Genomic DNA, 13,126 nt, shown 5'->3' on the forward strand with positions numbered 1-13,126 from the left:
TTAACTCATATAGTCGCCGTTGTAGGACACCATGACCGTATGACAGACACCGGGCAGCTCTGCCAAAGCATTGATAAACTCAGTATCTGGATCCTTCAGACGAACTTCATAATTCAATTCAATACAACCAGGAGCCACACTCTTACTCTTTAGAGTCATCTTCCTTACTCTCTGAGAAATAAAATTGTAAGCTTCTTTTTCTACCCCGGAATTTTCACAGTGCAGTACAAGTATGTATGGTTTATCCGTCCCCTTATGCTGCGAAAAGATAAGCAGGATCAGTCCAATGAACAGGCTGCCTATCACAGCCAGCGGAATAAATCCTGCTGCCAGCACGATTCCGGCTGCTATCGCCCAGAACAAAAAAGCAATATCCGAGGGATCTTTGATAGCAGTTCTAAAACGGACAATGGACAACGCGCCTACCATACCAAGAGAAAGTACAATATTACTGGTAACGGCCAGTATCAGAAGCGCTGTTATCATACAGAGTGCAATCAGTGTAACGCCAAAGCTGGAAGAATACATAACACCTGCATAGCTTTTCTTGTATATGAAAAAAATGAAAAGCCCTACTGCAAACGACAATACCAGGGCCAGTACCATATCCAAAACTGAGATGGCCGCTACATTTTCCAGAAAGCTGGATTTAAAAATATCTTGAAAATTGAAAGACATAAGATTTCCTCTCTTCTTTAGTCATATCGCCGGCATATAGCATATTTTGAAAAAGCCGCTGCCCTGCGATTAGGAATCTGAACCGCAAGACGGACAATATCCGGCAGGAACGCATCATATTTAACTTCCAAGACCGCCTGATTATCCAAAACATCTGCATAGTATAGTTGCGGATTTAAGAAATCAATACGATCTAATCCAGTGCGCAGATTTCGGTCTACTGTGATACGCACATTGCCGGGATCATAAAGAAACGCTTCCCTGTCATAAGTTACAATTGTTTTGGGGGCAAGCTGCTGTCCGCGCATTTTGCTGTAAAGTTCCACTAACAGCGGCTTCTCACTCTTTAAAAGAAAATCAATGTTGCCCCCTAATAGTTGTTCTGCCTGTGGGTAAGTAATTCTTTCACTGAACTTGGCGCATAGTCCATTGATTTTCAGTTTTTTTTCCAAACGGATGAACGTGGTATTGTCATTGTAATAACGCAGACGGAACTTCTCTCTGCAGTTAACGCCGTCTATTTTCTGCCGTAATGCTTTATCATAAGGAGTGTCAAAATAGAGGCTGCTCACACGGTAGATACCGTGTGAGCCTGCGTTCTCGTCATGCCGGAACAATTTTCTCAGACGTTGGGACACCTCCTGATCGTCTAATGGGTTGATGCCGTGTTTTACTTCGTGGCGCAGATTCATCAAAGGTTTTTCCTTAATCGTCATAACCGCTATCTCCACTATCATCATAATTGCTTGAACCGTCGCTATTATTAGAATCCACAGCACTATAGTCTGTAATGCCATCGTTATTTTGTCCATTGTCCGTATCATCGTAATCGGTTACGCCATCATGATTCGGGCCATAATCCGTGTCATTATAGTCGGTCACTCCATCATTATTCGGGCCATAGTCCGTATCATTATAATCGGTCACACCATCATTATTTGGACCATAATCCGTATCATCATAGTCAGTGACACCATCATTATTCGGGCCATAATCCGTATCGTTGTAGTCGGTTACTCCGTCATTATTCGGGCCATAATCCGTATCGTTGTAGTCGGTTACTCCGTCATTATTCGGGCCATAATCCGTATCATCATAATCAGTTACACCATCGTTATTCGTACCATAATCCGTATCATTGTAATCTGTTGTTCCTGCGATATTCGTATTATTATTGGCGCTATTCGGAGCGGACGCACTGTTTTTATCTGAGCCTTTTGCTGTTTCTTTTTTCTTATCCGCAGCATCTTTTTTCTCACTTTTACGAGCACTATTATAATCAGTATCCCCGTCATTGCCAGGGCCGTAGTCTGTATCCACATAGTCTGTAATACCGTAGTCACTCTCGCCTTTTACTGCCAAAGGACTGCGCCAGCCATTACTGTTTACACATTCACGGATGTCTGAAACAAGTTCATCCAGAAATTCCTCATACGGCAACTCAGATCCTGGCTCTATTTCGATACTGATTTGCCGGACATTTCCATCAGCATCTTTTACAAAATAACCAGCTTTCCCAATAGCGGTCACCAATTCTGTCACAACCTGACGAACCGCTTTTCCTTCGTAATCTGAATAATCTTTTAAAATCTCGCTGCCGTCATCGTTGAGAGATTTCACTTTAATTACATTACCATTATCATCATAAGTGACTTCAATTTCAGGATTGACGCTCAAACGCAGAACTCCTCCTGCCGCAATGTCTCCGCCTGTTTGGGAAGTCTTTTCCCCACAGCCGATCAGACAAGCCAAGCTCATAAGCAGAGCCAAGGTAACCGCAAATACAGATTTGATTTTCATCTTCCTCATTTTTCATTCTCCTTTTAGTATTTTATGTTTGTTTATTGGTGAGGGCTTCTATTGCCTTACACACATAGAATACGAAACGAATCATTAAAAACCGGGGTAGGAAGAAGAATTTTCCAAATTTAATCATCCTCATTTAATTCGTACTCCGATTGGCTGTTGTCATATATATCTTTATCATCAGAATCTGTTATTCTATTGTCAACATCTTGCTCCCCATAATTAGACTGGCTGTACTCATAACTGGTCATTCCGTCATCACTATCGTTCAGTCCATCATTGTCATCATCATCGTTCTGGTCGTCATCATCGTCGTTCTGGTCGTCATCATCGTCGTTCTGGTCGTCATCATCGTCGTTCTGGTCGTCATCATCGTCGTTCTGGTCGTCATCATCACTCTCATTATCATCTATATCCCCGTCATCGTAACCACTATCTTCATAAGCAACGCCTGTTGATGGTTTACCTGTCGGAGATTTTTCATTTTTATTACTTTCACTGTTGTTTTTGCCATTTGGTTCAACAGGAATAGAAATCTTTTGACTGCCTGAATTCTTGTCTGTAATCTTTATTGTTACATTCAGTTTGCCTCTTAAATGCTCATTCAGATGGGTTTTTAATTTATCCGTGTGTCCAGTCACCCACTCGTCAGCATCAGAATCCAGCATTAGCGCAATCTGTCCGCCTTCATGGAGATACCCCATACTGATGGCTCTGTCAACCAGTTCACTCATGACCAAATCAAGCTGTTTTTTCTTAAAGTCATAGCCATTGATTAAATCTTTACCATCCTCATTCATTTCTTTCAGCCCCACAACCACATCTTTGCGATTCACGTCAATACGGATCTCCGGATTGATCGTCATATAAACTGACGCACAAGTTGTTTGTCCCATCTGCAATATGGAGGTAAAAGCAATGATCAGACAGGCCGCTGCTGCTGCCAATGTATACATCCATTTATTTATCTTTTTCTTCGCCGATGCACTTTCCGGCAGCGGAGCCTGCATCTCTATAACTTCTGTTACTGTTTGGCCGACTTCGTAGTGCATATTTGCGACTTTCAAAAATCTTCCTTCTCTATCAAGCACCACAGCATATCCCAAATTGCATTCCATTACTATGTATTTCATACAGACATACCTCCTTTCTTTTTCAGGCTGTGCCATAGATGCCCGCGGATGATTTCATATCCGTTAGTTTGAATAAGAAGCATGACCAAAATATACTTTCTGTGGCGCTCCAGTGTTTTTCGCTCCACGCCAGTACCAAGCGCCAACTGAGCCATTGGAAGTTTTTTCGTTTTTAGAAGTTCGTCTAAAAGCTGCTTATTTGCCACAGCATAGCAGATAGCAGTGCTGCAGGCTTCCAAGGTGCGCTCCTGCTTTGGAGAATTATCTGCGACATCTGAAAAATTGACACCAAAATTTTTCATCACAGCAGACAGTTCTTCAATTTCCTGCTTGGTAGCCTCAAGATTAACCGATTCCTCAATATAATCTTTCTCGGCCGCCAGCTCCTCCATCAAAGTACTGCCCTCCTGCCCGCTTTTAGCATCCAAAGAAACCTGCCCCCGATGCCTGGACTCTTTACGCTGATAATCAATCAACCGATTATGAATCAGCATCGAAGCATAATGCAGAAATGCACCTCTGCTTTTGGAATACCCCATAATTGCCTCATGAAAGGCCATCATGGCAATGCTAAACTCATCATCCTGATCTGTGCAGGTCCTGGAAAGAAATTTAGCTGTCTCTGATCGGATGAAGGGAATGTACATCTGAATTAAATCAGAAGCTTTCTGTAAATCTTCCTTTGCTGCATAGACCATTTTTATGATCTGATGCTCATTTTGCATAATTTAACTCCTTCTCAAATATAGAATACGTAAGCTATGAAAGGAAATCGGGGTAAGCCCGATAAAAAATATCAGGATCTGAGCCGAACAAAAAATCAAGGCGGAATTGGCACCATCTTACGCAGAAGATATGGGGCAATTCCGCCTGATCCATTAGATTTAATCTTATGTCGGTATTGCTGATTTTACAGAGCTAAAGCCGCTATATACCGCTTTCCCATTCACGGTTCGATAGGTTCTGATTTTGAAGTAATATGTTTTTCCGCCTGTCAGTCCCGTTTTGGTATAAGACTTTGTATTTGCATTCAAGGTTGCTGCCAGACTGTATGTACCGTTTTTACTGTCAGACATATACACCTGGTATTTTGTCTCTCCGCTCACGTCTTTCCAGGTTAACGTCACCTTTTTCTTTCCGGCAGCCGCCTTGCTGATTGTAGGGGTGGACGTTGCCGTCCCCCCGCTCACCGCACTGCTGTATCCGCTGTATACGCTTGCTCCGCCTGCTGTCCGGTAAGCACGGATCTTGAAGTAATAATTCTTCGCGGCTGACAGTCCCGTTTTTGTATAGCTCAATGTACTGCTGTTCAATGCTGCTACCTTAGAATAGGTGCCGGATGCGCTGGTGGACATATACAGTGCATAGCCGCTGGCTCCGGTTACTGCTTTCCATTTTACGGTGATCTTGCCTGTTCCGCCTGCGGCCGATGTAATAGACGGTACGGACGGCGCTGTGGCTGCATACTTAACGCTTCCGAAGGAGCTGTATACATTAGCCCCATTGACCACACGATAGGAACGGACTTTATAATAATAAGTTTTGGCTGCGGAAAGTCCGGTGTTTGTGTAAGACTTCGTATTAGCATTTAAGGTAGCGATTCTGCTGTATGTCCCTTTCTCGCTTGTTGCACGGTACACCTGATATTTACTCTCGCCACTGACATCTTTCCAGGTCAGCGTAACCTTTCCAGTCCCTCCGGTCACTGCAGCAATCTGCGGAGTTGCCGTAGCTGTCCCGCCGCTGACCGCACTGCTGTACCCGCTGTAAACATTGGCTCCGCCTGATGTGCGGTATGCGCGTACTTTAAAATAATAGTTCTTTGCGGCAGATAATCCGGTCTTTGTATAACTGAGCGTACTGCTGCCTAATGCCGCAACCTTTGAATAAGTACCGGATGCGCTTGATGCCATATACAATGCATAACCGCTTGCTCCGGTCACTGCTTTCCACTTTACAGTAATCTTGCCCGTTCCGCCTGCCGCTGATGTAATTGCGGGAACAGATGGGGCTGTTGTGCCATATTTCACAGACCCGAATGAACTGTATACATTGGCCCCGTTTACTGTTCGGTATGCACGAATTTTATAATAGTAGGTCTTTGCCGCCGAAAGTCCGCTATTCGTGTAGGAAGTTGTATTTGCATTTAAAGTTGCAATCCTGCTGTAAGTTCCTTTCTCGCTTGTGGCCCTGTAAACTTCGTATTTACTTTCGCCACTGACATCTTTCCAGGACAATGTAATCTTGCCGGTTCCTCCGGTTAATGCGGAGATCTGAGGCACCGCCGGGGCCGTTCCTGCGCTCTTTGCCGCACTGTAGGAACTGTAAACATTCACCCCTTCCCCTTTACGGTAGGCCCGTACTTTGAAGTAATAAGTCTTTGCGGCAGATAGACCTGTCTTCGTATAGCTCAATGTACTGCTGCTTACTGTTGTGAGTTTTGAATACGTTCCGTTTGCGCTCGAAGCCATGTATACTGCATAACCACTTGCTCCGGTTACAGCCCCCCATTTTATGGTTGCTTTCCCAGACCCGCCTGCTGCCGAACTGATAGCCGGCGCCGCGGTAGCCGTGGTTCCGTATTTAATGGTTCCAAAAGAACCATATATCTTACTATCGTCTAAAGTAGTGTAAGCACGCACTTTAAAGTAATAAGTCTTTGCGGTTGAAATCCCGCTCTTTGCATAACTGGTTGTTCCTGACTTGACGCTTGCTATTTTAGAATAAGTCCCTGTTTTACTGGTTGCCATGTATACTTCGTAATAGGAAGCGCCTGTGACCTTATCCCATGAAACTGTAATCTTGTTTGTTCCTCCTGTCACCGTATTGATCTGCGGTGCAGCCGGCGCTGTTTTATACATTTCAAATGCGCAATAATCTCCATAGACTTTCTCACCCGTTGAATCAGTCTTAAATGCGCGGACCCGTACATAATAGGTCGTTCCTGCCTTCAGCCCTGTGATAGACGCACTTAACTTTGAAGATTCAATTGTTTTTCCACTCGTGAATACACTGTTAACAGCATAATTTACTTCATATCCTTCAGCATCCTTCACTGTCCCATATTCTACTTTCAGTGCAGATGTTCCTGAATTCGTAAGACTGCTGATGGAAGTTTTTCCAAGCGTTATTTTCTTCCAGCCTGCATATAAAACATAATCTTTCTTCGGACTTCCTGGAATTTGCGTAATCTTTTTCGTCAGCTTTGAATCTGTATACCATCCTACAAAAGTATATCCCTTTTTGGAAGGCGCCTTTAAAGTAAGACCTGCATCGCCGTATGCATCCGGGTTATCTTTATTGTTTGTTCCTCCGTTTAATTCGTATTTGATGGTACCGCCGGCTTGAATCTCAAACGTTTTTTTGACGACACCAGTATAATTATTCTTGCCTATGACAGATACCTGTGCAGTACCGACTTCCACATTATTCAAATATCTTAGTGTATAATCCGTTCCTTCCTTCAGTACCCTGCCATTTACCGCAACAACAGGCTTGGGGCATATCTCCTGTCCCGTATAACCCTGGGCTGATATGCCGCTCACATCATCTCCCGACAAACTTTTCTGGTATATTCTGAAGTAACTCTTCATTGACGGAAGGGCGTTCTGGCCTTTAACTTTAACCAAGGCGTATCCGATCCCTGCATCTATATTGTCTCCATAAGATACGGTGTAATCTTCTGCAGTCAGTATTTTTCCATCCAGCACTACCTTAACCTGCGGTCTGAACTCCTCACCTGTATACTCTGTCTCTCTCAGATTTACAACCTGCAGATCAGCATTTGAAATCATAAATTTCATCTCATATGATGCGGATCTATCTGACATATTTGCAAATATATAATATGTAATTCCTTCAATCAGGTCAATGCCAACACTACCACTATAATTGGTCTGTCGCACTGTATTACCGCTGCCGGTTAATACCGCTAGTTGAGTGTAGCTGCCGGATTGCATATTCACATAATACATTCTACTTTCAGAAGGAATAAATTTATATAAGTGATAACTCTTACCCCCTCCTGTATCCTGTGTTAGTGTCTTTAGTTCATTCAGCTCTATCTCCTGTATGCTTTGATAGTCCTGGGGCCGAATAACTTTAAGTTCAAAATTTGCCTCCTTGCCAAAAGCCTTTACTGTCTGAGGATATACTCCAGGTATATTTGCATTATAGTTCAAATTCAGTTCATACATGCCATTTGTCAGCTTTTCTTTTGTTCCATCTGCATAAATTGCTTCCACATCCAGCTTTTCCGCCACAAAAGTCTGAGATGAAGTCCCCGCAATATAAACCAAATTTACTTGATCTGTATTTACTGAAATGGATTTAACTTCCGGCATCTTTTCAAGTTCTAACTGATATGCAATCCCCGCACTTACAGAATTATTTATAATCTGTAGATAATACTGTTTTCCGGCAGTCAGTTTTATAATATACTCCATTTTAAATCTGCCTATCTCAAAATCATTTGATTGCTTTATCCTATAGGACATTATATTATATGTATCGTCACAAATTATAGAGGCGGCCGGAACTTCACCTAATGTATCAACTATAAGACGATAATATCCGCTACTTGCAGGTGTAAAAGATAATTTCTGTTTTTTTCCTGCCTCCTGAACGGTGCTCTTGTCTGCCATATCCCAAGATTCTGACGCTGCATAATATGCTTCGTTACTTAATATGTTAATATTAAAATCAGCTGAGATACCTGCAAATACCGCTTTTGCTGTATATATTCCCGGCTCACTCCAATTTAACTGGCTGGAATCAATATACAGAGGTATACCTTCAGAACTTACTTGCCCCAGCTTAAGCTGTTCTTTACTTCCATCCTTATACGTTATTTCTGCAACAATTCCTGTTCCCAGCGGTATATCCGAAGTTCTCCCTCCAACCTGGAATTCCGTTTCTAACGGAAGTGATAGTAGCTTGATCTTGCCGGCCTCTTTTCCCCGGATCATTTTTAAGCTAATATCCCCCGAATAGTTTAACTTATAAATATAAGTCTCATTTGCTTTTAATTCCGCAGCCAGCCTGACCTGTCCATTTACAGTGCTGCCGCTCTGGTTACTCAGTCTTTTCCCTTCTTGGTTAAGAACTCCAATTGATATATTTCCAGAAGTATTATTCACCAGATCTGCACACATTATATAATTACCATCCTCTGAAGGTGTAAATTTGAACTCCTTCTGGCCGTAATCATTGCCTGCTGACAAAGTAATTGTTTTTTCCATTTCCAGACGTTCCAATAGTTCCAGATAGTCTTTAGGAGGCAAAATATGAATATCAAAACTTATTGATTTCCCATCCACTGAAACTGTAATTGGATATGTCCCTGCCTCGCGCCAATCAAATTGCTCGTAGGTTACATTAAGCTGTCTGTCATCTGCAGTATATCCATAGGGCTGAACAATCTCACTGGAGCCATCCTCATAAGTTATTTTGATATCCATCCCTTTTGTATCCACTGACCCAAACTCATACTCACTCACAAGATAATTTGTTTTTTCAGGCTGATTGTTAATTTCCAGCTTACTGACAGCTTTCGTCTTAACTGCTTTAATTTGTATCTTACAATCCTCTGAATTTGTAAACTGGCAAATGTATTGATGGCCTTTCTGCAGCTTAGCTTCTGCAAAATAGTAGAAATTAGACCATCTATAGTCACTGATCTGGCTCACTCCATTCAAATCAGTCAAATCAAAATTACCGTAAAAATCGGTATATTCCGCATCCAATATCCTGAATGTATAATTTCCCGATTCGGAAGGATTGATCACATATTCATTATTTCCAGCTTTCATATCCAGGACTTGAGTCTTAGAAAGAGAAATCGTCTCCAGCCTATTTATATATTCTTCACGTGACAGCACAGTTATTGGAATATCTACAGACTTTCCGCCCAACGAAACTATAACGTTGTAATCCGCTCCCGGCTCCGTAAAATCTATATTGTCTTCATATATCAGCCATCGGCCTTCCTTCGTAGCTTGGTATGGGCCGACTGTCTCCTCTGAGTTATCCGTATATTGAATCCGGATACGCAGTCCTTCGTATTGGATATTGCCCCAATATTCTCCATCTTGCTGTAAATACTCTGTCTTGTATGGGTTATTTACAATTTCCAGTGACTGTACATCCTTGCATTTGAAACTCGTGAAAGAAATATCGGCTTCCGTTTCGTTTGTAAATCTGACAATATAATGTGCTCCTTCCTGCAGCTCAACGGATGTAGAATATCTATCGTCAGCATTATCAAGCCCATGTGTCAGTCTATTTCCTGACATGTCCCGAATCACAAAGTCATTGTATACATTAAATTCTTCAGTAAATGGCGCTAAAGACACCATGTATGTTCCTGAGGCCTGTGGTGTTATTACATAGTCTTTTCCTCCTGCCGGCAGATTCAGCGTTCTTTCTGTTCCAAGCTGCAGGCTGTCCAATTTTTTCAGATAATCTTCCTGTGACAAGACATGAACTGCAAACATGGTTCTAATAGCACCAAAAGATACCCCCGCCTGATATTCACCCGGCATTGAGAAGTCAATATCCCCCATGTCGATCTGCAGGCATCTGTAATCAGCTGCTGGCTGACCCGCCAGCAATAATTCCTCGCTGCCATCGTTGTAGACCGCTTTTACTGACAGTCCCTTTGTGTGGATTTCTTCTTCACCCACCATATAATCCGTTCTTACCGGTTTCGTTACAATCTCAAGACTCTCTACATCTTTTGCTTTAAACGCCGAGAACATATACTCTTTGGCCGTGGTATTTGTAAAGCAGCATATATAATTCTTCCCGGCTTCTAAAACTGCCGTAGTACTGTAACATTCCGCATCCGAATAATTATACTGGGGCACGTAATTACCAGCTGTATTTGTTACTTCAATATATGCCGTACTGTTTCCGTCAAATCCACTTAAACAGAATACATACGCCCCAGAGGTGAGGGGGGTAAACACATACTTGCTAACACCTTCCGGGAGTTCTAAGCTCTGCCCGTTCCCCTCGTTTAAGCGGACATAGGGCTTCAAATACTCCTCTTCCGTTATTACTTGAATGGTAAAAGAAGAACTCTTCCCTCCAAAAGAAACTTTGGCCTGATACTCACCCAGTTTCTCAAGATCTACTTCGCTGCTGTCCAACTGTAAACGCCGTCCATCTTCTCCCGTCTGATAAGCTGACAGTATCTCTTCTTCCCCGTCTTCATAAACTACCCTTGCAGTCAGACCTATAAAGTCAACATCGCCGTAATCTTCCGGAGACAATACAACGTATTTTGTTTTATCTGGTTTTGTCAGAATTTCCAGGCTTTTGACATCTTTTGCCTTTGAGACATGCATTGACAACGGAACACCTTCTTCGCCCCATATGCCAACTAAATATTTTTTACCGCCTTCCAAGCTCAAACTTACGCGAACACAGTCTTCCGCCCATTCCCAAACCGAAGGTATCCACTCCCCATACAGGTCAAAGACAGAGACATTACTTAGCCCGTTAAGATCCTCACGCTGTCCATTAAATGTAAAAATATAATCGCCGCTTTGTTCAGGCTCAATAACATACTGTTTGGTATCTCCGGTTAATGTTATATCAAGACTCTTATCAAGTGGAACATGGGGCAGATCTTTCAGGTAATCCTCTTCTGTCAAAACATAAACAGGTACCTTATCCGTTATCTCTCCCCAAGACATATAGATATAATATGTTCCGGGGACATCTATATTAATATCATTAGTAATACTTAGATATCCCCCATCCTTCAGCTGTTCCTCACTGTTGATTTCCTCGGAACTGCCATCCTCATAAGTAACTTTTACTTTTATCCCCGAATAGTTGATGCCATTCCAATTTCCCTGCAGGTAATTCTCTATACTCGGTGGACTCAGAATCTGAATGTCGGTAACTCCCATAACTCTTTCTACCGTAACGGTTGCTGCCCTGCTTTCAGACCGCGCATCTACCATTACAATATAAGTTTTCCCAGCCTCAAGTTCAAATGATACTGCTCTGCCCCCTCTATCCATCAGTATATTTCCGCTCTCGGCAGATTTAATGGTTATCCAGGGATCTGAGGTAAATTCCTCGGTTTTCATCTTAAACTTGTAGGTCCCTGAATTGGTTGGCGTGAACTTGAAATCCCTGTAAAGCCTGTCCGAGTTTGACTGAATGGCTGTCTCTTTGTTTTCCTCAAGGGATTCCAGCTCTTTCAAAAATTCCTGCGGCGTTACGATTGTTATCGGCACACTAACAGCCGTATTCCTATCGTATTGAAAGCTTATTTCATGCTCTCCCGGGTCATCCCAATCAAAACTATAACCATAGGAACTCCCCCTGCCATCTGGCAGTATGTCCCCATTAAGCAGCCTTTCCTCCGTTCCATCGGTAAAGGTTATCCTGATCTCCATCCCAGTAAAGTCTATAAACGGCTCTGATCCCCGGGAACATGACATGTATCTTTTTCTTTCGGGTGGCGTCATCAATTCTGCCGACTGAATAGAACGAATTGTGTCAACCGTTGCAGTTGCCGAAAATCCGCCTTCGGAAGCTACTCCAAGGAAGTATTTTTTTCCGGCTTCCAGGGTTAAACTTAAACAACATGTATTTTCCACAGTATTGGACCCAATAGACATGTTATTCCATTGCTCATCAACAGCAATCATCATGGGAATCGTTTTATCTGGCGATAGTTCAAGTGAAAAAATATAGTCACCAGTTTTATCCGGAGTAAACTCCATAATAGTATATTCCTTAGAAGGATCTGTTGTAAAAAACAGAGGCTCTCCTAAAGCTATGGTAAGCTTGTCCGCCGAGATAAAGTTGACGGAGAAGCTCTCACTGGCGTTGTCTCCGCTTTTGATTATGATTTCATAGGAACCTGGATGGAGATTATTCCAGTCAATAGCAGACTCATCATATACAATCTCAGTTCCTCTTTCAGATACAGTGGCGCCATCGTATACATATTCTTCGGCGCCATCCATGTATCCTAGGCAGACGCCCAGCCCCGTATAATCCATTGCCATATCCTGGCCTATTATATATGTAGTTTTATGCGGCATTCCCTGAAGTGACAGCCAGTTCACTGCTGCTGTGCGCATCTCATCCGCTGCGTTTACCTCAGCAGGGGTGTCAGACTTCGTATCTGCACTCGCCCCTTCTCCTTCCACATATGTATCCTCCGGTGTTTGGATCTCACCTTCTTCTGCGGCTGCTGTGATTGCTGCCGGGTTCTCGTCCGCCCCGGCGGCAAGTACCGTAAAGTCTGCGCTCGTCATTGTCAAAGCAATTGCCAGAAGCAGCGCCATAATTTTCTTAATCTTCAGTCTCTTCCCTTTTTCCCTCATGTCTGACCTCCTGTTATAAATTACTGTTGTGTCAACAGTTCTAACAACTATACTTATATAATACCATAATTTCCCTGTGATTTTTCTGCCATTTTGTCCATTTTTTTGCCCAATATTGCCTGACATGCGATCGTTTATTAAGTTTTATTATCTTAA

General features: G+C 42.7%; 6 protein-coding genes. All 6 read right to left on the reverse strand.

Annotated features, from left to right (window positions below; genetic code table 11):
* Positions 1–678, reverse strand: a complete 678-nt coding sequence (locus BN1938_RS22475; protein WP_050642613.1) for a DUF4956 domain-containing protein — start codon at positions 676–678, stop codon at positions 1–3.
* A gap of 17 nt (positions 679–695) precedes the next feature.
* Positions 696–1,394, reverse strand: coding sequence for a polyphosphate polymerase domain-containing protein (locus BN1938_RS22480; protein ID WP_050642614.1), 699 nt, complete (start codon positions 1,392–1,394; stop codon positions 696–698).
* A complete protein-coding gene (locus tag BN1938_RS22485; protein ID WP_050642615.1) occupies positions 1,384–2,487 on the reverse strand; it encodes an anti-sigma-I factor RsgI family protein in 1,104 nt (367 codons plus the stop codon). The genes BN1938_RS22480 and BN1938_RS22485 overlap by 11 nt, the downstream gene beginning before the upstream one ends.
* Before the next feature lie 119 nt (positions 2,488–2,606).
* Entirely contained in the window at positions 2,607–3,617 is a 1,011-nt protein-coding gene (locus BN1938_RS22490) for an anti-sigma-I factor RsgI family protein (protein WP_050642616.1), read from the reverse strand.
* Positions 3,614–4,342: a sigma-70 family RNA polymerase sigma factor gene (locus BN1938_RS22495; protein WP_050642617.1), complete on the reverse strand. Its 729-nt coding sequence runs from the start codon at positions 4,340–4,342 to the stop codon at positions 3,614–3,616. The genes BN1938_RS22490 and BN1938_RS22495 overlap by 4 nt, the downstream gene beginning before the upstream one ends.
* A 165-nt stretch (positions 4,343–4,507) precedes the next feature.
* On the reverse strand, positions 4,508–12,970 hold the full coding sequence (locus BN1938_RS22500; RefSeq protein ID WP_050642618.1) for an InlB B-repeat-containing protein: 8,463 nt from the start codon (positions 12,968–12,970) through the stop codon (positions 4,508–4,510).
* Positions 12,971–13,126 lie beyond the last annotated feature (156 nt).

It is taken from the genome of Eubacterium sp. SB2, assembly GCF_001244405.1.
In the GTDB taxonomy this organism is placed as follows: domain Bacteria; phylum Bacillota; class Clostridia; order Lachnospirales; family Lachnospiraceae; genus Faecalicatena; species Faecalicatena contortus_B.

Excerpts from the sequence above, each read along its gene's own strand:
- BN1938_RS22475 (WP_050642613.1), bottom strand. The coding sequence starts at position 678 with ATGTCTTTCAATTTTCAAGATATTTTTAAATCCAGCTTTCTGGAAAAT.
- BN1938_RS22480 (WP_050642614.1), bottom strand. The coding sequence starts at position 1,394 with ATGACGATTAAGGAAAAACCTTTGATGAATCTGCGCCACGAAGTAAAA.
- BN1938_RS22485 (WP_050642615.1), bottom strand. The coding sequence starts at position 2,487 with ATGAGGAAGATGAAAATCAAATCTGTATTTGCGGTTACCTTGGCTCTG.
- BN1938_RS22490 (WP_050642616.1), bottom strand. The coding sequence starts at position 3,617 with ATGAAATACATAGTAATGGAATGCAATTTGGGATATGCTGTGGTGCTT.
- BN1938_RS22495 (WP_050642617.1), bottom strand. The coding sequence starts at position 4,342 with ATGCAAAATGAGCATCAGATCATAAAAATGGTCTATGCAGCAAAGGAA.
- BN1938_RS22500 (WP_050642618.1), bottom strand. The coding sequence starts at position 12,970 with ATGAGGGAAAAAGGGAAGAGACTGAAGATTAAGAAAATTATGGCGCTG.